Annotated in this window: 20 protein-coding genes; 9 read left to right on the top strand and 11 right to left on the bottom strand. The window is 39.4% G+C overall.

Annotated features, from left to right (window positions below):
* Positions 1 to 192: 192 nt before the first annotated feature.
* The 3 genes from tenA to ASF86_RS11465 all read left to right on the top strand — a co-directional run bounded on the left by tenA (position 193) and on the right by ASF86_RS11465 (position 2,214).
* Positions 193 to 867 (top strand): thiaminase II, encoded by a 675-nt coding sequence (tenA, locus tag ASF86_RS11475; RefSeq protein WP_004639906.1) that lies wholly within the window; start codon positions 193 to 195, stop codon positions 865 to 867.
* Positions 868 to 933: 66 nt separating this feature from the next.
* Entirely contained in the window at positions 934 to 1,305 is a 372-nt protein-coding gene (locus tag ASF86_RS11470) for a MerR family transcriptional regulator (RefSeq protein WP_056482224.1), read from the top strand.
* Positions 1,306 to 1,407: 102 nt separating this feature from the next.
* Positions 1,408 to 2,214 (top strand): SDR family NAD(P)-dependent oxidoreductase, encoded by an 807-nt coding sequence (locus tag ASF86_RS11465; protein WP_056482222.1) that lies wholly within the window; start codon positions 1,408 to 1,410, stop codon positions 2,212 to 2,214.
* Between the two features lie 42 nt (positions 2,215 to 2,256).
* Here the strand turns inward: ASF86_RS11465 and ASF86_RS11460 are convergent, their stop codons facing one another.
* The 4 genes from ASF86_RS11460 to ASF86_RS11445 all read right to left on the bottom strand — a co-directional run bounded on the left by ASF86_RS11460 (position 2,257) and on the right by ASF86_RS11445 (position 4,653).
* The gene (locus ASF86_RS11460; protein WP_003654014.1) at positions 2,257 to 2,598 is read right to left on the bottom strand and encodes a GlpM family protein; all 342 of its coding nucleotides are present in this window, start codon (positions 2,596 to 2,598) and stop codon (positions 2,257 to 2,259) included.
* 52 nt (positions 2,599 to 2,650) lie between these two features.
* Positions 2,651 to 3,004 carry a DUF1304 domain-containing protein gene (locus ASF86_RS11455; RefSeq protein ID WP_004639914.1) on the bottom strand — a complete coding sequence of 118 codons (354 nt, stop codon included), beginning with the start codon at positions 3,002 to 3,004 and terminating at the stop codon, positions 2,651 to 2,653.
* A gap of 65 nt (positions 3,005 to 3,069) precedes the next feature.
* Positions 3,070 to 4,047 carry a zinc-binding dehydrogenase gene (locus tag ASF86_RS11450; RefSeq protein ID WP_056482219.1) on the bottom strand — a complete coding sequence of 326 codons (978 nt, stop codon included), beginning with the start codon at positions 4,045 to 4,047 and terminating at the stop codon, positions 3,070 to 3,072.
* 3 nt (positions 4,048 to 4,050) lie between these two features.
* Positions 4,051 to 4,653 carry a TetR/AcrR family transcriptional regulator gene (locus tag ASF86_RS11445; protein ID WP_003654020.1) on the bottom strand — a complete coding sequence of 201 codons (603 nt, stop codon included), beginning with the start codon at positions 4,651 to 4,653 and terminating at the stop codon, positions 4,051 to 4,053.
* A 295-nt stretch (positions 4,654 to 4,948) separates the two neighbouring features.
* Between ASF86_RS11445 and uvrA the strand changes: the two genes are divergently transcribed.
* Positions 4,949 to 7,780 (top strand): excinuclease ABC subunit UvrA, encoded by a 2,832-nt coding sequence (uvrA, locus tag ASF86_RS11440; protein WP_056482216.1) that lies wholly within the window; start codon positions 4,949 to 4,951, stop codon positions 7,778 to 7,780.
* A 40-nt stretch (positions 7,781 to 7,820) separates the two neighbouring features.
* Here uvrA and ASF86_RS11435 read toward each other — a convergent pair whose 3' ends face one another.
* On the bottom strand, positions 7,821 to 9,530 hold the full coding sequence (locus ASF86_RS11435) for a GGDEF domain-containing protein (protein WP_056482213.1): 1,710 nt from the start codon (positions 9,528 to 9,530) through the stop codon (positions 7,821 to 7,823).
* Positions 9,531 to 10,539: 1,009 nt separating this feature from the next.
* Here ASF86_RS11435 and omp33-36 point away from each other — a divergent pair.
* Complete coding sequence (omp33-36, locus tag ASF86_RS11430; protein WP_056482210.1) at positions 10,540 to 11,448, top strand: porin Omp33-36; 909 nt, start codon at positions 10,540 to 10,542, stop codon at positions 11,446 to 11,448.
* A 60-nt stretch (positions 11,449 to 11,508) separates the two neighbouring features.
* Here omp33-36 and ASF86_RS11425 read toward each other — a convergent pair whose 3' ends face one another.
* The 4 genes from ASF86_RS11425 to ASF86_RS11410 all read right to left on the bottom strand — a co-directional run bounded on the left by ASF86_RS11425 (position 11,509) and on the right by ASF86_RS11410 (position 16,557).
* Positions 11,509 to 13,476, bottom strand: coding sequence for a BCCT family transporter (locus ASF86_RS11425; RefSeq protein ID WP_005038064.1), 1,968 nt, complete (start codon positions 13,474 to 13,476; stop codon positions 11,509 to 11,511).
* Between the two features lie 167 nt (positions 13,477 to 13,643).
* Entirely contained in the window at positions 13,644 to 14,336 is a 693-nt protein-coding gene (locus tag ASF86_RS11420) for an ion channel (protein WP_003654029.1), read from the bottom strand.
* A 171-nt stretch (positions 14,337 to 14,507) separates the two neighbouring features.
* Positions 14,508 to 16,223, bottom strand: coding sequence for a cation acetate symporter (locus tag ASF86_RS11415; RefSeq protein WP_056482207.1), 1,716 nt, complete (start codon positions 16,221 to 16,223; stop codon positions 14,508 to 14,510).
* A gap of 1 nt (position 16,224) precedes the next feature.
* On the bottom strand, positions 16,225 to 16,557 hold the full coding sequence (locus ASF86_RS11410; RefSeq protein WP_003654032.1) for a DUF485 domain-containing protein: 333 nt from the start codon (positions 16,555 to 16,557) through the stop codon (positions 16,225 to 16,227).
* 182 nt (positions 16,558 to 16,739) lie between these two features.
* Here ASF86_RS11410 and ASF86_RS11405 point away from each other — a divergent pair, with 182 nt between their 5' ends.
* Positions 16,740 to 20,237 carry a PAS domain-containing hybrid sensor histidine kinase/response regulator gene (locus ASF86_RS11405; RefSeq protein WP_056482204.1) on the top strand — a complete coding sequence of 1,166 codons (3,498 nt, stop codon included), beginning with the start codon at positions 16,740 to 16,742 and terminating at the stop codon, positions 20,235 to 20,237.
* A 387-nt stretch (positions 20,238 to 20,624) separates the two neighbouring features.
* Positions 20,625 to 21,392: a hypothetical protein gene (locus tag ASF86_RS11400; RefSeq protein WP_056482201.1), complete on the top strand. Its 768-nt coding sequence runs from the start codon at positions 20,625 to 20,627 to the stop codon at positions 21,390 to 21,392.
* Between the two features lie 45 nt (positions 21,393 to 21,437).
* Here the strand turns inward: ASF86_RS11400 and ASF86_RS11395 are convergent, their stop codons facing one another.
* Positions 21,438 to 22,088 (bottom strand): response regulator, encoded by a 651-nt coding sequence (locus tag ASF86_RS11395; RefSeq protein WP_003654038.1) that lies wholly within the window; start codon positions 22,086 to 22,088, stop codon positions 21,438 to 21,440.
* Between the two features lie 376 nt (positions 22,089 to 22,464).
* On the opposite strand from ASF86_RS11395, the gene msuE reads away from it, so the two are divergent.
* The gene (gene msuE, locus ASF86_RS11390) at positions 22,465 to 23,202 is read left to right on the top strand and encodes an FMN reductase (protein ID WP_056482198.1); all 738 of its coding nucleotides are present in this window, start codon (positions 22,465 to 22,467) and stop codon (positions 23,200 to 23,202) included.
* A gap of 45 nt (positions 23,203 to 23,247) precedes the next feature.
* Complete coding sequence (sfnG, locus tag ASF86_RS11385) at positions 23,248 to 24,360, top strand: dimethylsulfone monooxygenase SfnG (RefSeq protein ID WP_005038056.1); 1,113 nt, start codon at positions 23,248 to 23,250, stop codon at positions 24,358 to 24,360.
* 93 nt (positions 24,361 to 24,453) lie between these two features.
* Here sfnG and ASF86_RS11380 read toward each other — a convergent pair whose 3' ends face one another.
* Positions 24,454 to 24,867 (bottom strand): Lrp/AsnC family transcriptional regulator, encoded by a 414-nt coding sequence (locus tag ASF86_RS11380; protein WP_005038054.1) that lies wholly within the window; start codon positions 24,865 to 24,867, stop codon positions 24,454 to 24,456.
* Positions 24,868 to 24,927: the final 60 nt, after the last annotated feature.

Below are 24,927 nucleotides of genomic sequence, written 5' to 3'. Positions count from 1 at the left end.
TAAAATGATGTCGTTTTGTGCCGTTATTACGCTTACTTTATCCCTATGTTAAATAAAGAAATTTATAAATTTCAATTAACTCATTAATCGTATTAAATATTTTCCTAATATATAAGTGCCATTATTATTTTTGTATTTTAAAATTGATTTAGAATCCTGTTTTGCACGTCTTATTTTAAATGGAATGGTTTTATGCTTTTTTCTCAAGAACTCTGGCAACGTAATTTAAATTTATATCAAAAAATTCTAGACCTGCCTTTTAATCAGGAACTTGCCAGTGGAACTTTAGATAAAGAAGCGTTTTGTCATTATGTGATTCAAGATGCGCAATATCTTGTTGCCTACGGCCGCGTTTTAGCCGTTGCAGCAGCAAAGGCTTTTGAAGCTGACGATATCATGCAGTTTTCAGATGCAGCAAAAATTGCGATTGTGGTTGAACGCAGTTTGCATGATGACTTCATGAAAAATTTTGGCGTAACCAAAGAAGAATTTAAAAATACGCCATTAACGTTGGCCGGCCACCATTACACTTCATTTTTAACTGCAACTGCTTGGTCTGAAAGCTATCCTGTTGTGCTGGCGGCACTGTTACCTTGCTTCTGGATCTATGCTGAAGTCGGTAAAGACATTGTAGATAAATCAATTCCTAATAATCCTTACCAAGCATGGATTGATACCTATGCAGGCGAAGAGTTCCATACAGCCGTTCGTAATGTTATTGCGACAGTTGATAAAGTTGCAGCACGTTGTGATGCTGATACGTTAGAGAAAATGCATGCCGCGTATACCATGGGTGCAAAACTTGAGTGGTTATTTTGGGATAGCGCCTACCACAAAAGACAATGGTTAGGTTTAGATCATATTTAAAACTTCAAAAGAATCGGTCAGATGGTTCAATACTCTGATCGATTTTCACTAAAATGCGAGACAGATATGTATATCGGCGAATTAGCATCTTTAACTGGAGCCACTCCTAAAGCCATTCGGCATTATGAGAAATTAGGCTTGCTACCTGTGGCAAAAAGAAAGGGAAATTATCGTATTTATGAAGCGATTGATGTTCAATCAGTTAAGATGATTCGCCTCGCGCAAGCTGTCGGATTTAGCCTTTCAGAACTGTATGACTTGTCTGCTTTAAAATATAAAAATAATCGATTTCCTGTAGAAGTTGCACAACAGCTCATTCAGAAAAAGAATCAACAAATTATTGAGCAAAAAGCAGCGTTAACGCGTTTACAAGAAGATTTAAAGCAACTGGAGAATGAGATTATTCATACTTATATTACCAATAAGATTTCGGCTTAAAACAGCCCATTAAAATTTAAAATAGCTTTCAAAATTAGTGCTTGACTCTGACCTTAGGGTAAAGGTTTATCGTAATGACTTCGTTTATTACGGATAAATAAAATGAGCGCTCATCTTTCTACATTTAAAAATTCAACAGCATTAATTACAGGAGCATCTTCAGGAATAGGCAAAGCCTATGCTCAAAAACTTGCATCTTTAGGCATTCATTTAATTTTGACTGCACGCTCCGAACAAAAGCTGAATGATTTAGCTGATGAACTTAGAAAAAAATATAACGTAAATGTTGAGGTTATCGTTTTAGATTTAGCTCAATCCAATTCAGCTCAAATATTATTTGATGAAGTGCAGGCTAGAAAATTATCGGTAGAAATTTTAATTAACAATGCAGGATTTGGAAAATGGACTAAATTCCTAGATCAATCTGTATCTACCTATCAAGAAATGATCACGCTGAATATCAGCAGCGTAACATCTTTATGTTATTTATTCCTGCCTCACATGCTTGCTAACAAAAAAGGCATCATGATTAATATTTCATCTACAGGAGCATTCCAACCTCTCCCATACATTGCTGTTTATGGGGCAAGTAAATCTTACGTATTACAATTTACTGAGGCACTTGCAGGAGAATATTCATCTTCAGGCGTTAAATTTCTGGCAGTTTGTCCGGGCAATACGGAAACCAATTTTACTCAGGTGGCAAATGCCGATACCAGCGGTATGAAAAGCTCTACAGTCGACGATGTTGTATCTGCAACGGTTAAAGCATTAGATAAGAATAAAGCAACGGTTGTGGTGGGATGTAGCAACTATTTGACGTCTCAATTGCCTCGAATTCTTTCTCGCCAAAAGATGATTAATTTAGTTGAAGGTATGCTCAAAACCCGCGTTATCGATCCGTCATAAAGCTAGTTCAATTTAAAAGATTAAGGGCTATCTCTTAATCTTTTAATGCTGAAATAGTTGCCAGCCATAAATTAAACCTGCCGCGGCAACCACCCAACACAGTGTTGCCAAACCTAGACACGACCACATCGACAGACGCGTTGCAAGTACATAGACCGCCACTAAATAAATGGCATATGGAATAAGTGACCATAGGCCAAACAGAGCTGTTTTCTGTAAAGCCTCAGCTCCTTTTTGCTGATAGACAATCACATGAGCAATCAAAGCGAATGTAGGAAAAAGCGGGACTAAACCTGCAATATAAAATGCCTTACTTTTCGATAAAACCGAAATAATAAGGACAACCCCAGCCCCCAACATACATTTTAAAAATAACGCCCACATGCGCTTATCCTATCTGGTCATTTCCATATCAAAACGCTGTATTGTGCGCTTTTCAGAGAAAATTAACAGCGACCAAAGCAATCAGTGCTGGAACTGCCTGAATATAAATAATCTTTTTACTGGCTGTCAGTCCGCCATAAATACCCGCAATGAGTACACAGCCTAAAAAGAAATTAGCAATGGATGTCGCAAATGGTGCATCTGCAAATAAAGCCCAGAATAAACCCGCAGCCAAAAAGCCATTATAAAGACCTTGATTTTGTGCCATGACTTTGGTGAGTTTTGCTTTTTCTGCATTATTTCCAAAGGCTTTCATGCCATAGGGTTTGTCCCACAAAAACATCTCTAACACTAAAATATAGACATGTAATATTGCAATTAAACCCACTAAAACTTGTCCGATCATACAATTTTCCTTTTTATTTTAAAGATATGAAAAAAGATCAGTCTCTCGACTGATCTTTTAATGTTTTACGGCTTTAACAATACTTTGCCTTGACGAGCACCTTGTGTTGCTCTTTGGGCAGCTGTTTTAATCTCATCGAAACTAAAAACACCTTCTACAGGAAGGATTAATTTTTTCTGAGTCGCTAACGTTAATAACTCAACAATAAGCTCTTTTTTACGTTCTGCTGGCATTTCTTTGTTGACCACACTCGCCCAGAAACCTTTTACAGTTGCTTGTTTAAAGATGAGATCACCAGATGAAATTTGCATGGTTTCACCAGTCATACTGCCAAACGAAACCAATAAGCTATTTTCACTAAGCAAGTTCAGCATTTCACCACTTGCACTTCCGCCAATCGAGTCCACACCAGCAATTAAAGGTTGATCACCGTGAAGCTGTTTAACTTGCTCTTTCCAGTTCGGCTGATCGGTTGCTACAACATGTTGAATGCCTAATGCTTGCATCTCTGCAATTGCATCAGTACGACGAACTAAATTAATTACAGGTAAACCACGTGCCTGTGCAATCATGGCAACAGTTTTACCTACTGCACCATTCGCTGTGTTTTGAATTAACCATTGACCAGGTTGAACATTTACAAAGTCCAACAGCATGAGGGCACTAATTGGCATACCAATCAGCTGCGCCGCTGTTTCGTCATCAATTTCATTATTGAGTGGAATAAGCCCTTGAGCTGGTGCAATAAAGTATTCAGCCCAACTACCATGCACAGCTGCAACTGCAATACGTTGTCCTACCTGTACATGAGTAACGCCTTCACCTAGCGCATCTACAATACCAACAGCTTCACTACCACCAATAGCGGGTAAAGTAGGCTTGTAGCCATAACTTCCACGTACCGTCCATACATCATGATTATGGATTGGAGACATGATGGTTTTAATACGAACTTCACCAGCTTTTGGTTCTGGCTTTGGCATATCCGCCTGCTCTAAAACGTCTACAGGTTCGCCAAAATTACCATGGATAATACTTCGCATGCTTTATTCCTCTATCGGTTTTAAGAGTTGTTGGGTAGTTTCTAAAGCTAGATGTAGATGCGCTTTGTCTTGCGACAATTTTGTGAGTAAAGCGGCACCTAACCATAACTGATACATGACTTGGGCAGTTTTTAAAGGGTCAATGTGTTTTGGAATTGATCCTTCTTGTTGGCCTTCTTTGAGTAGCAAAGCCAAACGTTGCGTTAATTTGTGCACACCGTCATTGAGAATTTGGCGCATATCTTCTGACAAGTCAGAAACCTCTGCCGCCAACTTCACAATCAGGCAGTTTTCAGCCCAGCTACCATTTACTGGATCATCAATCCATGCCTGCCATAACGCCATTAAACGGGCGTGGGCACTTTGTTCACTGTGCTGCCAAAGTTGTTCCATACGAACTTTATAGTCAGCCATGTATTGCTCTAACAACGCACAGCCAAACGCCTCTTTCGAAGCAAAGTAGTGATAGAACGAACCTTTAGGTACGTCACAAGCCTTTAAGATTTCTTGTAAACCAACGCCGACAAATCCTTTGTGTAATACCAGCTCAAAACTGGTATCTAAAATGTGTTGTCGCGTGGTTTCACTTTTATTTAATCGTTTCATGCATACACAATACTCCACTATTAGACCAGTCGTCTAGTAAAATTATGTTGCTCATTAAAATTTGCTAAGAGTAGAAATCAAAAGAGAGGAATGTTAAAAATACAACCTGCTTAATTAAACAAATTTTGTCGATTGTCGTTTAACCGTCACAATTTGTCGCTTTAAATCATTTTGTACCACTTGAACAATTTTAAATCGTTATCATATATAGGGTCTGTTGTTTATAACCAGTCACACTGCACTAGACTGATCAATCAACACCTAAATTTTCATTAATACATAATTGAGATGTTTTATGAGCCAAAGTCATATCCGTATTCGAGGCGCACGTACCCATAATTTAAAAAATGTGTCTCTCGATATTCCACGCGATAAATTTGTGGTAATTACGGGGTTATCAGGTTCAGGAAAATCTTCTCTTGCCTTCGATACCCTTTACGCCGAAGGACAACGCCGCTACGTCGAATCACTTTCAGCCTATGCCCGTCAGTTTTTATCGCAAATGGAAAAGCCTGAAGTAGACTCGATTGAAGGTTTATCTCCAGCGATTGCGATTGAGCAAAAATCTACCAGTCATAACCCACGTTCAACCGTGGGTACCATTACCGAAATTTATGACTATTTGCGCCTGCTTTATGCGCGTGTCGGTACACCTTACTGCCCTGAACACGACTTGCCGATGGTTGCGCAAACTGTTTCTGAAATGGTCGATGCAGTAAAAACACTTGAAGAAGGCACAGCACTGATGTTGCTTGCCCCAGTGGTGCGTGAACGTAAAGGTGAATACAGCAACTTGTTCGAACAGCTACAAGGTCAAGGTTTTGTTCGTGCGCGTGTTGATGGTGAAATCATTGATATTGATACGCCACCTGAACTCGATAAAAAGAAAAAGCACACTATCGAAGTTGTTGTTGACCGTTTTAAAGTACGCGAAGATTTAGGTAACCGTATTGCCGAATCATTTGAAACTGCATTACGTTTGGGCGGTGATATTGCGGTTTTGTCATGGATGAATGGCGAACATCCTGATCGCGTTTTTTCTGCAAAACACTCATGTCCTAAATGTGATCGTGCTGTGGCCGAACTTGAGCCTCGTTTATTTTCATTTAACAACCCGTTTGGTGCCTGCCCTGTTTGTGATGGTTTAGGTACACGCAGTCATTTTAGCTCTGAAAAGCTCATTCCAAATCCTGAGCTTGCGATTAGTGAAGGTGCTATCCGCGGTTGGGATCGTCAACGTCCATATTATTATTCGATGCTGCAAAAAGTTGCCGACCATTTTGGTTTCCAACTTGATACGCCTTGGAACCAGTTAGATAAAGATACTCAAAAGAAATTTTTACAAGGTACGGGCAAAGAAAAAGTCGATTTAAGTTATATCGATGAACGTGGCCGCAAACACACGCGCGTACAACCTTTTGAAGGAATTTTGCCGCACCTTGAACGTCGTTACCGTGAAACTGAAAGTAACTATGTACGAGACGATTTAGCTCAATATTTATCTAATGCCGCTTGCGATGCCTGCGACGGTTCGCGTCTAAATGAAATTTCACGCAACGTTCGGGTCAAAGATAAGACCATTGCACAAATCACCAAGATGTCGATTGGGGATGCAGAAAACTATTATCAAGATCTCAATCTTGAAGGCGCTAAAGGTGAAATCGCCGATAAAATCTTTAAAGAGATTCGCGAGCGTTTACACTTCCTCGTCAGTGTCGGCTTAAATTATCTCAGTCTCGCTCGTTCGGCAGAAACCTTGTCAGGCGGTGAAGCTCAGCGTATTCGTCTCGCTTCGCAAATTGGTGCAGGTTTGATGGGTGTGATGTATGTACTCGATGAACCATCGATCGGTCTGCATCAACGTGATAATGATCGCCTGCTACAAACCTTAATTCGCTTACGTGATTTGGGTAACACCGTATTAGTGGTTGAACACGATGAAGATGCAATTCGTGCTGCGGATCATATTATTGATATCGGACCTGGTGCAGGGATTCATGGCGGTGTCATTATCGGGGAAGGTAGCTATGACGAGATTGCAAGCAATAAAGACTCTCTTACAGGTCAATATCTTTCAGGTAGCCTAAAAATTGCGATACCTGCGCAACGTACCCAATCACCACGCCCAGATGAATTCATCAAACTCTCTGGTGCAAGTGGTCATAACCTACAGAATGTCGATCTCACCATTCCACTCGGTATTATGACGTGTGTGACGGGCGTTTCAGGTTCAGGAAAGTCAACACTGATTAACCGTACTCTGCTTCCATTGGCAGCAACACAGCTCAATGGTGCAACCACGTTAACGGCTGAAAAGTTTGATTCGATTGATGGCTTACAGCATTTAGATAAAGTGGTTGATATTGACCAAAGCCCGATTGGTCGTACACCACGTTCAAATCCAGCCACGTATACGGGTCTATTTACGCCAATCCGTGAGTTATTTGCGCAAACGCCTGAAGCCAAAGCGCGTGGTTATAGCGCAGGTCGTTTCTCGTTTAACGTGAAAGGTGGACGTTGTGAAGCCTGTGAAGGCGACGGCATGATCAAGGTCGCGATGCATTTCTTACCTGATATGTATGTGCCTTGTGATGCTTGTCATGGCAAGCGTTATAACCGTGAAACTTTAGAAGTTGGTTATAAAGGCAAGAACATTTCAGACGTATTAGAAATGACCGTTGAAGATGCGGCTGAGTTCTTTAATGCAATTCCTGTGATTCATCGTCGTTTAGATACTTTAATGCAAGTAGGTCTGGGATATATTCGTTTAGGTCAAGCTGCAACGACACTTTCAGGCGGTGAAGCGCAACGCGTTAAATTGGCTCGCGAGTTAGCAAAACGTGATACGGGTAAAACCTTATATATCTTGGATGAGCCGACGACAGGCTTACATTTCCATGATATTGCCAAGCTACTCGACATTTTGTACGAGCTACGCAACAAGGGTAATACCATTGTGGTGATTGAACATAACCTTGATGTGATTAAAACAGCGGACTGGGTTGTCGACTTAGGCCCTGAAGGTGGTTCAGGCGGTGGGATGATCATTGCCGAAGGCACACCTGAACAAGTGGCTGATGTTGAAATTTCTCATACTGGGCGTTTCTTAAAGCCGATGTTGAAGTAATTTATTGAATAAAAAAGCCGGAAATCATTTCCGGCTTTTTTTATCCCTCAACTGCATTCCGACCTCGGGCCTTAGCTCTTAATAGCGAACGGTCAGCTTTCTCTAAGAGTTCTATCCAACTCGCCGCTCCTATCGCAAAACCAATACTGACAGACACATGCAATTTTTCATCTGAACCTGACAAATCAATTTCTTGTAAAGAAATCGCAATACGAATTTTTTCTGCCAAAAGGCGAGCATCTACAAATTGCACCTGCTCTAACAATATTAAAAATTCATCTCCGCCATAACGAACAATTAAATCTGAACTTCGTATATTTTGCTTTAATTGCTCAGCAATATTAACAATGACATGATCACCTACAATATGCCCATATTGGTCATTTACCTGTTTAAAACGATCAATATCTATAATCATTAAACAAGTCTGCATAAACTTTTGAGGGTAACTTTCAACAATTTTTAAATATTCAGATAAAGCGAGACGGTTGGACACACCAGTTAATGGGTCTGTATTGGCTATATTCTTTAATTGAAATTCAAAAGCATCGCGTTGTTGCAACATACGTTGTAATCGATCAATCGCCTCAAATAGGGAAAAAAATTCACCTTTTGTAGTTACATTCATCTCATCTGTCCAATGATCAGAACTATGCGATAAGTCTAAAATTAAAGTTCTTGCTTTAATTAAAGGTGCAAATACTCTTCTTTGCGCATAAATAAGGGTAAGTAAGGCTGTGACTAAAGAAATAGAAGAAATAAACAAAGTTAAAAGAAAATCATTTCTGGCTATTACATTTTCTTTAGCCGCGATCACTACACTTTCATTAAGAATGTAAGTTTGTAAATCAACTACAGTGGTAAATTTACCCACTATAGCTTCTGTTAATTGAGTAGCACTTAAAAAATATGGTTCTCCCTTTTGGCTTTCTTCTAAAAGCCTTTCAACAACTGGAATACCCTTATCTATAAATTCTAATTTTACTTGTGAATATAATCGACGATATTCAGGTGTTTTAGCCTGTTCAGGCTGCAAGGTATCAACCAATATCCATAAATATCTTGCTTGATGCTGGGTCTGTAAAGAGCGTGCCCGATTATTACTTGGAATTTCTTCATTAAAGCTTACAGGAGCGATAATATTAGATGCCATACGTCCAGCCTGATCTCGCATATCGGTCAGAACTATAATCAGCGTAAAGTAATTAGAAATACGGCTATCTTTACTTTTTAGCTGCAACATCAGTTTTTGCAGTATTTCCCTACAATTATCCCATGCTCCAAACATCCCTAAAATGGCATTATCCATTTGGACGGAATTTCGCGCTCCATATGGAATTTCACCATAATAGTCGACCACATGCCGAGCTTGTCTAAGATTTTCTTTGAAGTTGGTTTGCAGCTCATTTGCTAATGAAACATAACCTGCTTGTTGTAAGATAAGGATACTTGTATCAATTTGCGCATCAACAATTAAACGAAATTTTTTTAATTCTTGCTGATTCTTTAATAAATCATGAGGACTGCTCGACATCATTTTGTTGGCTGGAGCACGCTCCTTAGAAACTTTATAGGCAATATCGGCTACAGCTCTTAAGCTTTTTATTTCGGCTAAGGCTTGTCTAGTTTTTATATAATCCTGATAGCTTCCCACAATGAGGGGGATCGCCATGAATAATAAGGACAAAATAATAACCAGCATAAAAAAGAACAGTCGATTACTAATATGCTCTGAACGTAACCCTGACATTTCTAGCTGGTACTCCGTAAATGTCCTGCCATTTTTACTACGATATAAATTAGGCTTAAATCCATCCTAGCATTTTAATAACTAGAATTTCATCAATAAACCCTTCATTTCTCTTTTATTAATTATACGTTTCCTACATTTTAGTAAGCTTAAATAATAAACGGGATCGAAAAATTGAATGATTTTTATAAAAAAACTCTATTTTACAGATTAAAAATTTTTAGCAATGATAGTAAAACATATTTAGTTATCCTCTTGGATGCACTTCTCCCAGCATCCACTGCCCAGCTTTAAGCTGGGTTCTTTTTGATCTATTATTTTCCAATAAATTTCATATAACTTTTCTTATAATTTTAAGATTTTCTTATAGATAAAAAAAAGCTCAACCTTGGGGAAAGCTGAGCTCGTAAAATCTGATGTGCTACACACATCGTATCTGGGAAAGCACTTTAAATCCTAAAAACGTTAGGTAGTGAACTTTGCAATTGAATTATGTGACTTATCTCTACTTTTGTAAAGTCGATTAAATTAATCAGAATTCAAAATTTAATCGATTTTTCAACTTAAAATAGAGATTTCTTTTATTTTATTCACTTATATAATAATTAAAAATAGTTAAATTTTTTAGTTAAACTAATCCAAATATTGTTAACTATTCCTCAAAATATTACAAATTCGATAAGAAAACGATGATTTTTTATTCGCATTGTAAACAATATTATACTTTTATTAACGTTAAAACCGATCACGTTAATCTATTTTTCCAATCATAATTGTAATAACTTTTAAACATTTACTTCTAAATTCCCTATGAAATATAATTATTAGCCTCTTGTAAATGTTCATTTTTTTATCAGGTTGACAATTTACTTTTCATTTGATTAGTTTTTCACCAATTTTAACATAAGTGTCAAATATCTTTAACATTCCTTTTTTTTCATTATTGACTTCATAAATTGTTACAATACAATGACCCCAGCTTTATCTCTTGTTATTGCTGGAAATGATTATGAAAAAACTTGGTTTAGCCACTGCTGTATTATTAGCCATGACCGGTGCTCATGCTTATCAATTTGAAGTTCAAGGTCAATCTGAATATGTTGACACAACTGCAAACGATAAAAACTTCACTGGTGACGTTGCTGGTACATTCTATTTAAAAAATGTTGATACCGCTAAAGGTCCATTAGCTGAAGCAGCTTTCTTGAACCAAGCTTCTAGCGTATCTTTAGGTTATAGCTACCAACAGTATGACCAAAACAATGGTTTAAACTACCACGTTGGTACATACGGTGTTAAAGGTGAGGCTTACGTTCCTACTCCTTACCTTCCTGTTTATGCTAGCGCAACTTACAACCACACTGATGTTGATGGTAAGAACCAAAACTCTCATGATGACAACGGTGACCGTTATGCATTAGAAGTTGGTGCTATGTTGTTACCTAACTTCTTGATGACTGTTGGTTATACAAGTGTTGCTAACCAATTCGCTTTAGACAACTTTGGCATCATCAGCAACGGTATCTACTCTGCTGTAAACCAAACTGCTGCGATCCAAAATGACCAAGATGCTATTACTGCACGTGCTAAATATGTAGGTCCAATCGATGGAACTAACATGGCAATTGGTTTTGAAGCTGCTGGTGCTTTCGGTGAAGAAAACCAATACGGTTTAAAAACTGACCTTTACTTAACTCCTAAGTTAAGTGTTGGCGCATCTTTCGTGGGTAACGATGGCGTAGCTAACATCAAAGGTAATGACCTTGGTGAATTCCGTCAAGCTTGGGGTGGTAACGTAAACTACTTCATTACTCCAGCTTTAGCAGTTGGTGCATCGTACATGAAAGCTGACGTTAAAAATGCGTCTACTAGCTACGATACACAAACTATCGGCTTAAATACTAAATTCCGTTTCTAATTTAATTTAGAAATCGAATTAAAAAAGGACTCTATTGAGTCCTTTTTTTATACCTAGATATTAGCTTCGTACAATATTTAAGAAATACAGATGACGTTCGTATTGATCAATAATGTCTTGGATTAAATCTTCTTGCGTCCAATCCATTACATCATAGTTCTGGCCACCTTCTCTTAAAAACACTTCAGCCTGAAAATATTGCCCATCTTCTGCTTCTATACGCCCCATGAGAAAACTTGGTGGCAATGTTTCACGTGAAACAACTTTATAAATAAAATTAATTTCATTGTGATGGTCTACCCTAAGCTGCATACCATCTTCAAGTTGGCTAATTGAGACTTCTAAATGACGGCGTTTCAACTCATGCTTAATATTTTCAAAAGCACGGCTTACCTGATTTTCAATATATTGCTTTACTTCGTCTTCACTATGAGGATAGTGCATGATTAATCCTAGACGCTGTTGCCAGCTTCGTGGATTATGAATAGCACGCGGTGTGATTCTTGCTTCCTGAATAGCAGTCATTTTAGTGACATCAAGATGCAAGGCCTTTATTAGTCCCCAGCTCATTAACAGCATGACGACAGTAAATGGTAATGCACTCATAATGATTGAGGACTGAAGTGCAGCCAATCCACCTACCAATAATAAAATAATGGCGAGTACAGCCATAAGCACTGTCCAGAACAGACGTTGCCAAGTCGGTGAGTTTTCTGTTTTTGCAGTTAAATAGTCGGTGACTAATGCACCTGAATCGGCCGAGGTCACAAAAAATAAAACCACTAAAACGGTTGCCAAGACATTCATTACCCCAGAGAAAGGTAAATGATTTAGAAATTCAAATAATGCGACTGATGAATCTTGTTGAACCGCCTGAATTAAGGTGGTTTGATGCTCATGGATAATGCTAAATAACGCAGCATTTCCTAAAAAGCCCATCCAGATTATGGTAAAACCAGTTGGGATAAGCAGAACCCCAACAATAAACTCTCGAATGGTACGGCCACGTGACACACGGGCAATGAACATTCCAACAAATGGCGACCACGAAATCCACCAAGCCCAATACAAGATCGTCCAGCCCCCTATCCATCCATTTGGCTGATAGGCATATAAATTGAACGTCATGGTAAAAAGGTTAGAGAGGTATTGCCCAGTATTTTGAATAGTGGTTTGGAGTAAATAAATGCTTGGGCCAGCAATAAAAATAAATACTAAGAGAATTACAGCTAAAACTAAGTTTATTTCTGATAAACGTTTTACACCTTTATCTAGACCTAAAAATACAGATAAAGAGGCCAGAATACTCACAAAAATAATGAGTAGAACTTGAACATGAGTACTTTGCTCTACACCAAATAAATAATGCAAACCAGAATTGATCTGCGTTACCCCAAAGCCAAGAGATGTCGCGACACCAAATACAGTTCCAATCGTTGCAAAAATATCAATGCTATCGCCCAGTGGGCCATAAATCTTTTTTCCAATCAGAGGGTAAAGTGCGGAACGGGTCTTTAAAGGTAAATTATGTCTATAGGCAAAATAAGCTAAAGCCAGTCCGACTACAGCGTAAATCGCCCACGCATGTAACCCCCAGTGGAAAAAGGTTACCCTTAGTGCTTGCTGTGCTGCATCAATCGTTTGTGCCTCACCGCTTGGCGGGGTAACGTAATGCATGACGGGTTCGGCAACACCGAAGAACATCAAACCAATCCCCATCCCTGCTGTAAACAGCATGGCGAACCAGGACCCATTATTATAATCAGGCTGGCTATGATCAGGCCCTAATTTAATACGTCCAATCGATGAACAGGCGATATAAATCAATAAGATGAGAAAGAAAGCAACAGATAAAACATAAAACCAGCTAAATGAATCAGTGATCCATTGTTTTAATTGTTGCGTTAGAAGCTCAAAAGAACTCGGAGCAATCACCACTACTGCTAAAAACAAAGCAATAATAATGACCGTACCAAAAAATACGTTAGGATTAACGTTTGCGAACCAACTGGACTGTTTGGAAGGCATAAATCCTCCATGTTATTTTAATGACGAGTGACAGGCTTAAATGCCAATAAGATATTCATAGAATGAACAAAGCTAAGGCTTTCAATAGAGAAAGCCGATAACACTCTAAATAAACTTAAAGAATATTGCAGTTACAAAGGTGTAAATAAATTAAAACACCTCCTCCATTATTTATCTGAATTTTTTTTAGGGAGGTGGGTAATATATTGTAAAGCAATTAATCGAGTGACGATTAAAGCCAAATACATGACTCCACAGAACATTTGCAGCATGGCTAAAACGCGCGCTGGTGGGCTCAGAGGCATTAAGTCAGATAAACCTGTAGCCGATTGCAAGCTAAAGCTGAGAAATAATAGATCTAACCACGTCTGTAAATGGTGAACGTTATTTGGATTTTGAAAGCTAGACGGAAGAATAAGCTGACAAATGTTATATAAAAATGCAAAACCCCAAGCAATAAGCGTAAAAACTGCTGCTGCCGCAAACAACTCATCTCTTGTTAAATACTGATCGGCAAACATATAACGAAATAAGCCATAAGCTGCTGAAAAGTAGGCTAGCGCTTCACAGCCATGTGCGAAAACCTGAACGTATAAATTGCCATAACCCAATAAAATAAATACCGAGGATATAATCGCCCCACTCACAAATGTTAACCCGAGAAAAGTAAACATTGGAGTTTGACGAATAACCTTGGCAATAATGAGTAGCGCCAGCACCCCTAAAGCCCATGTAAGGGTGCGGTAAAATACATCATGAAAAGTCAGCATAGCCAAAATGAGTAAGATAAATTGCACAAGCAGCAACCATGCAGAAGGTAGCAATCGAAAGCTCGCCCAGAACTCGATGATAGATCGCATTATTATTTTCCTTGTTTCATTATGCTTTTTGAGGTCTAGCAAATCATACTGTACACAAAACAAGGCAAACAAGTTGTTCTTTATTAATATCTAAACCCTAAATTGAAAATTAAATAAGTATAAAAAAAGCCCCGTAGGGCTTTTTTTAAGAATTAGATAGCAATATTGCACTTAGTGATCCGATGCACCAGATGCTCCAATACCTGTCATTGAACGAACATATTGAGCATCGAAAGCAGCACGCTCTTTTTTAGCACGTGCAGAGTTATCGGTAACCGAGAACAACCAACAGCAAAGGAAAGACAACGGCATTGCGAATAATGCAGGACCATTGAATGGATTGATTGGTGTATCAGAGATTTTTAAAGTATCTACCCAAACTGCTTTAGATAGCACAATCAATACTACCGCTGTTACAAGACCAACCACACCACCAATAACTGCGCCACGAGTCGTTAAACCTTTCCAGAACATTGAAAGAACAAGTATTGGGAAGTTTGCACAGCAAGCTACAGAGAATGCCAAGCCTACCATGAACGCCACATTTTGCTTTTCAAACAAAATACCTAAAATCATGGCAAAAATAGCTAAACCAAGTGTCGCAATTTTTGACATGCGAAGCTCTGAAGCTGGGGTAGTTTGACCTTTTTTGAATACGTTAGCGTATAAATCGTGAGAGATTGCAGATGCGCCTGAAAGTGTTAAACCAGCAACAACAGCAAGAATCGTTGCAAACGCTACTGCTGAAATGAAGCCCATGAATAAGTCACCGCCTAAAGCGTCACTTAAATGCACGGCTGCCATATTGTTACCACCAACAAGCTCAAGTTTGCCTGTTACTGCCATTTTTGCAACGTCAAGGAATTGCGGATTGTTTGATACGAAAAGAATCGCACCGAAACCAATAATGAAAGTTAGAAGGTAGAAGTAACCAATAAAACCTGTCGCAACCACAACCGATTTACGCGCTTCTTTTGCATCTTTTACTGTAAAGAAACGCATAAGAATATGCGGTAAACCAGCTGTACCAAACATGAGTGCCAAACCAAGAGACAAGGCATCAATCGGGTTTGCTGCAAGTTTACCTGGCCCCATAATTTTTGCAGCATCGGTCAAGCTTACATCATGCACTTTACTGAATACTTCAATTGATTGGGTAAACATGTTGCTGAAACTAAAGCCAACTCCTTTCATGACCATGAATGCCATGAAGGTTGCGCCACTGAGTAACATTACCGCTTTGATAATTTGTACCCATGTCGTTGCCAACATACCACCAAAGATTACATAGGCCATCATTAATAGACCAACGATGACTACAGCAATGTTGTAGTTCAAACCAAATAGTAATTTGATGAGCTGACCCGCACCTACCATTTGAGCAATCAAATAGAATGCCACAACAACAAGTGAACTGACCGCAGCTAAAGTACGTACTGGTTTTTCTTCAAGACGAAATGAAACCACATCTGAAAGGTTATATTTACCAAGGTTACGCAAACGTTCTGCAATTAAGAATAAAACGATTGGCCAACCTACCATGAACCCAAGTGAGTAAAGTAAGCCATCAAAGCCCGAACTAAACACAAGTGCAGAAATACCAAGGAAAGATGCAGCAGACATATAGTCACCCGCAATTGCCAGACCATTCTGGAAACCGCTGATACCGCCACCTGCTGTATAGAAATCTTGTGTTGATTGGGTTTGTTTTGCAGCCCACTTAGTAATGAACAAAGTGAAACCAACAAAAATTAAGAACATGATGATGGCATGCCAATTGGTTGCTTGTTGTTCAGCTTCACCTAAGTCAGGACCTGCCATAGCTACCGTTGAATATAGCGATGTTGCTGTCAGCAAGACTTTCGCCTTTAATGAATTCCATTTCATATTAGTGTAGTCCTTTATCGTGCGTGATGGCTTCAACTTCCTTCAACGCTTCTTCACTCAACTGATCAAGGGTGTGATTTGCAATGAAGGAATACACACCACACAGTAGGAAAGATAAAACAATAATTCCTAAACCTAGCGGGATTCCCCATGTCGTAACACCACCACTAAATGAACTCATCAAAAATTCTTTGTTGTAGCCCACAAGTAGCATAAAGCCCACATAAAGCACTAACATGATGACTGTGAGCGTCCAACTTAATGCACTTTTTTTCTTGACCATCTTTTGAAACTTTGGATTGCGTAGAATCTGTTCTACTTGGTTCTGATCCATAACCAAACTCCTTGCCCAGTGCCCAGCCTTGGCCACTTTTTTAATAGTAGTTTCTCAGGATTTAAGTTAGCAAAATTCCGTGTAATTCGTAACTTAGACTTTGGTCGTTAAAATTTAATCAATTTATAGCTTTGTTTCTGCTTGGGGTATGATAGGCACAAGGTTTTAATCATGTGAGTCATATGAACAGCTGGCTGATTATTGGGGTACTCACCCTTTATATAGCACTCTTATTTATTTGTGCTTTTTTTGGTGAAAAGCATGCCAGCCGTCTGAGTACACGTGGCCGCATGTTCTTATTCAGCTTAACCTTAGGTGTTTACTGCTCATCATGGACATTTTACGGCGCAACTGGAGCCGCTGTTCGCGAAGGCGTGATTTTCTTACCGATTTACTTAGGTCCGCTTTTATTTGTCTGGTTCGGATATGACATTTGGCGACGTTTAGGTCGAGTACGCCAACACCATGCTATTTCATCAATTGCCGACTTTATTGCTGCACGTTACGGGAAAAGTGGGGTATTGGCATCACTGGTTACCATTTTGGCCGTAATCGCAATTATCCCCTATCTGGCCTTGCAGTTGCGTGCGATTGCTTTAAGTACGTCTGTCATTATGGAACAGAATGCTCATATTCATACAACCACCAATAGTGTTTTGCTTTTAACCAGTGTACTGGCTATTTTGGCCATGATTTTTGGTACAAGGCAAATTGCCAATACCGAGCAACATGGCGGTCTCATGCTCGCCGTCGCATTTGAATCTTTTGTAAAATTATTCGCACTCATTTGCGTCGCTTTATTTTTTATTTTTGAAACACCAGCGAACCTAGTCCAAGTTACAGCCGATGTGAACCAAACCTTTCAGGAAGTTCAGTTGTTTGGAGTACCTGAAACATTCTGGATTCAGACCTTATTGGCAGGTTTAGCAATTATCTGCCTGCCACGTCAGTTTCATGTGGCAGTAGTCGAGCTGCGTGACGAAAAGCATATCCGTGGTGCGCGTAAATGGTTTGCGATTTATCTCATTTTAACGATTTTAGCCATTATTCCGATCGCAAGCTGGGCGTTGCATGCAGCACCAAAGTTCTTGACTGTACCTGATGTTGCCGTGTTGTCATTACCCCTTAGCTATAACCAAGAAGGGCTGGCTTTACTGGCTTTTTTAGGTGGGTTCTCTGCATCAACAGGTATGTTACTGGTTTCGTCAGTTGCCCTGTCTATCATGCTAAGTAATGACTTAATTATGCCTGCGCTCTGGCGTTTTAAAGTGCTCTCGCGCCATGATAAGCATCTTCCTAAAGTTCTTAAATTTAGTCGCCGCATTAGTATTGTTGCAGTGATGCTACTTGGTTTTTTATTCTTCCATTTCTTTAATGATATTAACCAGCTTTCAGTATTTGGTTTATTGGCTTTTAGTGCTGTCGCTCAATTCGCCCCTGCTCTTATTGGTGGTTTGTACTGGCGTGGTGGAAGTCGTCAGGGCGTATATGCGGGACTCATCATTGGATTTTTAATGTGGAGTTATACTTTACTATTTCCAACGATCTTACGTAGTTTGCCCGAAGCCTATCAGGAAGCGGCTCAGAGTATTTTGCTTTTTGGCCCTTTTGGAATCAATGCGCTACGCCCTGAATCATTATTTGGCTTTGAATCATTTGCACCACTCACACATGGTGTAATTTGGTCGCTTGGTTTAAATATTCTTTTATATATCTGGATTTCTAAACTCTACCGCCCAAGTGTAGCAGAGCAAATTCAGGCTGAAAGTTTCTTCTATTATGAAACAAAACCATTGCCATCACCGCACACCTCTACCGATTTAACCTATTTACCGCATGATGCAGCACGTTTAAAAGTAGGTGATCTCTTTGCACTTGCCAAAAGAATTACTGGTGAGCAACCAACAACACAAGCCTTTGAAAATTTCTGTGAACAAAATCATTTAATACTTAATGAAAATAGCATTGCGAATGGTATGTGGTGGCGGTTTACCGAGCAATATCTAGCCGGCATTATTGGGGCAGCCTCTGCACGTACTTTGCTCACTACAGCAATGATTAATAATGGTCTGGCTTTAGGCCAAGTTGCTAATATTCTGGACCAAGCCTCACAATGGCAACGTTTTAACCAAAACCTACTCATGACCATGATTGACCACATGACCCAAGGGGTAAGTGTGGTTGATAAAAATATGTGTCTGGTGGCATGGAATAATCAATATTTAAAACTGTTTGGTTACCCTAAAGACTTGGTGTACGTCGGCTGTCCAATTGCCGACTTAATTCGTTATAACGCTGAACGCGGTGAATGTGGTCCTGGTTCAGTCGAAGAGCATGTACGCAAACGTTTGCACTGGATGAAAGTTGGAAGTGCTCATGAATTTGAGCGTATCCGTAAAGATGGTCGGGTTATTCAAATGCGGGGTAACCCAATTTCTGGTGGGGGCTTTGTTACCACGTTTGCCGACATTACCGCCTTCCGTGCGAATGAAGCAATACTCGAAGCTCGCGTAAAAAACAGAACCCAGCAGCTTGCCGATGCCTTAACCGAACAACAACTTGCACGTGAACAAGCCGATATGGCAAATATGTCGAAAAGCCGCTTTATCGCTGCGGCAAGCCATGACTTATTACAGCCAATGCATGCCGCTCGCCTGTTTAGCACCGTTCTTGAACAAAGCATTGCAACAGAAGAAGACCGTCAGACTTTGCAGCAACTTGATCGTGCTCTATATGGTGCAGAAAGCATGCTCTCTGCCCTACTCGATATTGCCCGCTTAGAAGGCGGCAGCATTCAGCCAAAAAGACAGCCTTATCCTTTACATGATTTACTCAGTGATCTTGAACTACAGTTTAAATCGATTGCTGCTCAGCGAAATATTTCACTGAAAGTTCATGATGTATCTTTCTGGATTGACACAGATCCGCAATGGATTCGACGTATTATTCAGAACTTTGTCAGCAATGCTTTACGCTATACAGCAAAAGGCCGAGTGGTTGTGGGTGTTCTACGCTCGGCGCAACAGTCGGGTCATATTCGTATTGGCGTGTGGGATACAGGACCAGGAATTGCGGAAGAACAGCGAATTAAACTGTTTCAAGAATTCGAACGCTGTGGACATCTATCACCTTGGGGAGAACAAGGTCTAGGCTTAGGGCTGGCTATTGTGCAGCGTATGACAGGTTTGCTGAATTATCCTGTTCATGTTTACTCTCAGCTCGATAAAGGCTCATGCTTTATGATTGAAGTTCCAGTCGTAGAAGCACCAAAAGTCATTACCCCAACCGTGCAGACAGTACCTTTAAAAACCAAAGCCTACCGTATTTTATGTCTGGACAACGATGAAACTATTTTAGAAGGTATGAGTAGTTTATTAGGTAAATGGGGCTATCAGGTCTTTAAAGCCACTGAACCCGAACAAGCGCTTGAGATTATTCAAAAGGAAAATATTCAGGTCTGGCTCATCGACCAACACCTGAATAACAACCAACTCGGCGTCGATTTTATTATGCAAAATCGACAGCAGGATATTCCAGTTGCTTTAATTACCGCTGACTCTCACCCCGAGTTACCTCAGCAGCTTAAAGAGCTGAATATTGTTTTACTCAAGAAACCACTTAAACCTGCTTCATTAAGAGCTTGGTTATCTGGGCTTAAAATTGCCAGCACAGCAGATTAAATATTTTCTCTTCCAGACTTTTTATAGGTTTGGGAGAGATCCTTGGCAAAAATTATTGGCTTAATTTAAGCCAATAGGCAGAACTGCTCAAAAAGTCTACTTTTACTCAAGAAATAATTGACCAAACTTTCCAATGCCCCTTTTCCTATGGCAAAGCCCACCTTTTTTGTAAGTGAACACGTGTACACCTAGTTACAATTTAATAAGCTTATATTTTTTATAAGAAAATAAACAAAAAACTCTCATATAAAACTTTAGTCGTATTCCACTTGCATTCTTCATGTTCCATAAATAATCGATGTGCATTTTATATGCTTCAAGATTTCAGAACCCATTTCCAATTTATAAAACATCCATACCAACTTATTAATGCAAAGGACAATTGCCATGAATACTTTTGATACATCCCCACAAGGGCAACTCTCATCTCAACAGTTTTATCGTCAATATAGTGCCAATGCTTTACTTCCTGAATTAGATTGGCAAAGTATTTTTCCCAACAGCAAACTCAATGAAGCACATATCAAAGCATTAAATACCATTTATCAATGTGCTGTTCCGCTCGCGCTCAATATTTTTCATGATTTGAATTTTGATGTATTTGCCCCAGCTGCTTACCATCCACAAGGTTTGGGTCTATTTGATAAATTAGGTCAACAAGAAGAAAACTTCTTACAAGTCCTCACTACGGAAAGTGAAAATCTAGATCACGATACCCGTCATCAAATCTGGAGCATGCTACTTCGCGGAGGGGCTGTACTCGTTTTCAAAGCTTGGCTTGGTCACGTCAAACTCGGAGAAAATCAGTTAGACATGACTCAGTTTGATGAACTCTCTGACTTACTGTTTATTAAGACTCATCCAGATCAACTTGCTGAACGACTACATGTTGATGCAAAAGCAAAACTCGAACATATCTTCTTAATGTATGGCAATGATATTTTTCTAGATCGATTCAACAGCCTAGAAACCGCTGCCCTGTTTGTTGATTTGGGTGTTTATGATGCGGCGTTCTTAAGCTTGCGTGATGACCGCGTAGCTGAATATTTAAAAATGAAACGTTATGTGACGCAAGAACAAATTGATGATTTGCAATGCGCACTCAACCCATTGTACTGCGACAGCCTAACCCCAAAACAAGATTGCCTTGCTTAATTCACACATATAAAAAAGACCTCAATTGAGGTCTTTTTTTAATTTTTAGATTTTTCTATCTTCAATATTTAATGCACTAATTGCCAGTACCGCCTGTGTCCGGTTTTGCACACCCAATTTTCTAAAGATGGCTGTCACATGGGCTTTAATCGTTGCTTCTGAAACATCGAGCTCGTAGGCAATCTGTTTATTTAATAAGCCTTCTGCAACCATCATCAAAACACGGAACTGCTGTGGTGTTAATGACTGAATACGTTCTGCCAATGCAGTTTCATCTGCCGCTCGCGGGTCAAGATTAAGATTAGATGGCAAGTTAGGTGGTAACCAGATATCACCTTCTAAGACCTGACGAATCGCTTCACCAATATGACTTGGATGCGCAGATTTAGGGATATAACCCATCGCGCCATGTGCAATCGCACGCTGAATGATTGAAGTTTCTTCATGTGCAGAAACCACAATAATTGGAATAGCTGGATACTGTGCTCGCACATAAACTAAAGCAGAAAAGCCTGAAGCACCCGGTAAATTTAAATCAAGCAATACCAGATCAGGTTCTGCCCCATTTTCCAAACGCTCATAAAACTCATCAACCGAAGCTGTTTCATGAATTTGTGCCTGTGGCAGGCTATAACGTACTGCTTGAATTAAAGCATGACGAAACAAAGGATGATCATCAACGATTAAAATATTCATAAGCGATTAAAGTAATCTTGAGCATAATTGTGGCCTATTGTAACCCTACTATTTAGATGAAAGATACGTTCATCTTATCCATTTTTATGCAAAATGTTGATAAATGCAGAACTTAGCAAAAATTTTCAGATGTTTTTTAACTTTTAATCAAAATTAATCTGTTTTTTATATAAGCTTCCTTTTTATTATAAAAAATATATCACCAATAATTATATAAAATAAAAACAACCACTTAATAAAAAAACAAAGTATAAAAATCCACTATTTATCTTTTATATTTAAAACAGATAAGGTTGACCAATTTCGTTATTTTACAGTTTACCGTCGTTGTTGATTAATAGGTCCAATCACCTTTTTTAGGCTTAGGAACCAAATTATGACTGGTATCACATCACCAAAACCTTTGAATATTGTTGCTGTTTCTGGTGGCTTAAATACCCCATCTAAAACGGAAAGTCTGGTTCAAGCCATTCTTGATGAATTATCTGACGCAATCGATATTAAAGTTCACTTTATTAAATTAAGCGAAATTGGGCCTTTATTAGGCGGCGCATTTTATCGCAACCAACTTCCACAACGTGTTCAAGACGATCTTGCAGCGGTTGAAGCAGCAGATGCTTTAATTGTAGGTACACCTGTTTACCGTGCTTCTTTCACAGGTCTGTTCAAACATTTCTTCGATTTTGTTGAACAAACAGCTTTGGTTGATGTGCCTGTACTTTTAGCTGCATCTGGCGGTAGTGATCGACATGCGCTTGTACTAGAGCATCAGCTTCGTCCATTGTTTAGTTTCTTCCAAGCACAAACTTTACCAATTGGCGTATATGCGACAGATCGCGACTTTACTCCTGAATACACGGTTAAAAGCGAGCAATTAGCAGATCGTATTACGCTAGCAGTAGCTCGCGCATTACCAATTTTAGAATGGGCACCAGCCAAAGGTAAGCGTGCTGAAGTGATCAAATCTAAATCTCAGCAAGCGAACCAAGAGCTTGGGATTAATAAACAGATTGAGCAAGAAGAAGTCTTACCTTCAGCAGCCGTTCCAGATCTTGATGCAGCGGAATCTCGCTTACATCATAAGTCTGGCAAATCATTAACGCATGTTGCCTAACCGCAATATGTCTAAATAAAAATAACGAATTTGGGAGAGCGCACCATGACGCAGTTACAACAACCGATTAAATTTGCTTATTGGGTACCAAATGTAAGCGGTGGCCTTGTAGTAAGTAACATCGAGCAGCGTACAGACTGGAGTTACGACTACAATGTTCGACTTGCACAGGCTGCCGAAAAAAATGGTTTTGAATATGCGCTCACTCAAATTCGTTTTACGGCGGGCTATGGGGCAGAAAATCAGCATGAATCAGTCAGTTTCAGTCATGCATTATTAGCAAAAACTGAAAAACTTAAGGTCATTGCTGCTATTCTGCCCGGCCCTTGGAAACCGGCACTCGCAGCTAAGCAACTTGCAACAATCGACTATCTAACCGAAGGCCGTATTGCCATTAATGTGGTCAGCGGCTGGTTTAGAGGAGAGTTTGATGCGATTGGTGAAGAATGGCCAGAGCATGACCAGCGCTACGTCCGCTCTGAAGAATTCATTCGCACTCTAAAAGGAATCTGGACTACTGATAACTATAGTTTCGATGGTAAATACTACCAATTCCAAAACTACACACTTAAACCGAAGCCTTTACAAAAACCTTATATTGAAGTGTTTCAGGGTGGTAGCTCCCGTGCTGCACGTGACATGGCTTCTCGTGTATCTGACTGGTATTTCACCAATGGTAATACGGTAGAAGAGATTCAAAAACAAGTCGAAGACATTCGTACTAAAGCAAAAGCCAATAACCATCATGTCAAAATTGGGGTGAATGCCTTCATTATTGCCAGAGATACCGAAGAAGAAGCAAAAGCGGTACTTCAAGAAATTATTGATAAAGCCAATACGGAAGCCGTGAATGCATTTGGCGATGCAACACGTGAAGCAGGTGCAGCCTCACCAGAGCAACAAGGTAACTGGGCGAAATCAAGTTTTGAAGATCTAGTGCAATATAACGATGGTTTTAAAACCAATTTAATTGGTACACCCCAACAAATTGCAGAGCGTATTGTGGCGCTTAAAGAGGTTGGTGTTGATTTGATTCTTTCTGGATTCTTACATTTCATTGAAGAGGTAGAATATTTTGGGGAAAAAGTTCTACCGCTCGTACGCCAATTAGAACTTCAACAAGAAAAGGAGATAGAAATTCAAGCCAAATCAGCCTAAAAAACTTCAGTTAAAGCAGCGCAAGACAATAAAAACAATAAATTAAAAATAAAGACTTATTGGCTCCAAGACTCGGCTTGGAGCCTTTATTTTTTAAGATTTTTCAACTTCTCGAATCACTGTTTCAACCGAATAGCGACACCATTTTGAAAGTTTCTCAATAAATTCATTTAATGCGGAGGGCTCGAAATGGCTGACAATCATATAGCAAGCATTGCCCATAACTTTAAAGCATTCATCGATTTGTTCATATTGCTTAACCAAATTTTCAATTTCTTCAAATGCGCGTTGTTCATTTAAATGTAAATGAATAAATTGTTTATGGCTGTATTGAACGGCAATGGTGTAATTTTTGATAACCCCTGCATCCATTAACTGAGCAATTCGAGCGCCCACCGCCTGTCCTGTCCGATGGACACGCTGCCCAATTTCTTTATTGGTTAGTCGAGAATCCTGTTTAAGTAATGCAATAATTTTTAGATCAATCGGGTCTAATTCAATATTCATTTTTCATGGCGAAAGAAAACTGGCGATAATGCTTTCATCTGACTATAGCTGATTTTACTG

It is taken from the genome of Acinetobacter sp. Leaf130 (assembly GCF_001423205.1).
In the GTDB taxonomy this organism is placed as follows: domain Bacteria; phylum Pseudomonadota; class Gammaproteobacteria; order Pseudomonadales; family Moraxellaceae; genus Acinetobacter; species Acinetobacter calcoaceticus.
Note: the sequence above shows the minus strand (reverse complement) of the source record. Positions and strands in the feature narration are given on the sequence as shown.

What these genes read in the sequence shown, in the direction of transcription:
- tenA (WP_004639906.1), top strand. Translation starts at nt 193, where the DNA reads ATGCTTTTTTCTCAAGAACTCTGGCAACGTAATTTAAATTTATATCAA.
- ASF86_RS11470 (WP_056482224.1), top strand. Translation starts at nt 934, where the DNA reads ATGTATATCGGCGAATTAGCATCTTTAACTGGAGCCACTCCTAAAGCC.
- ASF86_RS11465 (WP_056482222.1), top strand. Translation starts at nt 1,408, where the DNA reads ATGAGCGCTCATCTTTCTACATTTAAAAATTCAACAGCATTAATTACA.
- ASF86_RS11460 (WP_003654014.1), bottom strand. Translation starts at nt 2,598, where the DNA reads ATGTGGGCGTTATTTTTAAAATGTATGTTGGGGGCTGGGGTTGTCCTT.
- ASF86_RS11455 (WP_004639914.1), bottom strand. Translation starts at nt 3,004, where the DNA reads ATGATCGGACAAGTTTTAGTGGGTTTAATTGCAATATTACATGTCTAT.
- ASF86_RS11450 (WP_056482219.1), bottom strand. Translation starts at nt 4,047, where the DNA reads ATGCGAAGTATTATCCATGGTAATTTTGGCGAACCTGTAGACGTTTTA.
- ASF86_RS11445 (WP_003654020.1), bottom strand. Translation starts at nt 4,653, where the DNA reads ATGAAACGATTAAATAAAAGTGAAACCACGCGACAACACATTTTAGAT.
- uvrA (WP_056482216.1), top strand. Translation starts at nt 4,949, where the DNA reads ATGAGCCAAAGTCATATCCGTATTCGAGGCGCACGTACCCATAATTTA.
- ASF86_RS11435 (WP_056482213.1), bottom strand. Translation starts at nt 9,530, where the DNA reads ATGTCAGGGTTACGTTCAGAGCATATTAGTAATCGACTGTTCTTTTTT.
- omp33-36 (WP_056482210.1), top strand. Translation starts at nt 10,540, where the DNA reads ATGAAAAAACTTGGTTTAGCCACTGCTGTATTATTAGCCATGACCGGT.
- ASF86_RS11425 (WP_005038064.1), bottom strand. Translation starts at nt 13,476, where the DNA reads ATGCCTTCCAAACAGTCCAGTTGGTTCGCAAACGTTAATCCTAACGTA.
- ASF86_RS11420 (WP_003654029.1), bottom strand. Translation starts at nt 14,336, where the DNA reads ATGCGATCTATCATCGAGTTCTGGGCGAGCTTTCGATTGCTACCTTCT.
- ASF86_RS11415 (WP_056482207.1), bottom strand. Translation starts at nt 16,223, where the DNA reads ATGAAATGGAATTCATTAAAGGCGAAAGTCTTGCTGACAGCAACATCG.
- ASF86_RS11410 (WP_003654032.1), bottom strand. Translation starts at nt 16,557, where the DNA reads ATGGATCAGAACCAAGTAGAACAGATTCTACGCAATCCAAAGTTTCAA.
- ASF86_RS11405 (WP_056482204.1), top strand. Translation starts at nt 16,740, where the DNA reads ATGAACAGCTGGCTGATTATTGGGGTACTCACCCTTTATATAGCACTC.
- ASF86_RS11400 (WP_056482201.1), top strand. Translation starts at nt 20,625, where the DNA reads ATGAATACTTTTGATACATCCCCACAAGGGCAACTCTCATCTCAACAG.
- ASF86_RS11395 (WP_003654038.1), bottom strand. Translation starts at nt 22,088, where the DNA reads ATGAATATTTTAATCGTTGATGATCATCCTTTGTTTCGTCATGCTTTA.
- msuE (WP_056482198.1), top strand. Translation starts at nt 22,465, where the DNA reads ATGACTGGTATCACATCACCAAAACCTTTGAATATTGTTGCTGTTTCT.
- sfnG (WP_005038056.1), top strand. Translation starts at nt 23,248, where the DNA reads ATGACGCAGTTACAACAACCGATTAAATTTGCTTATTGGGTACCAAAT.
- ASF86_RS11380 (WP_005038054.1), bottom strand. Translation starts at nt 24,867, where the DNA reads ATGAATATTGAATTAGACCCGATTGATCTAAAAATTATTGCATTACTT.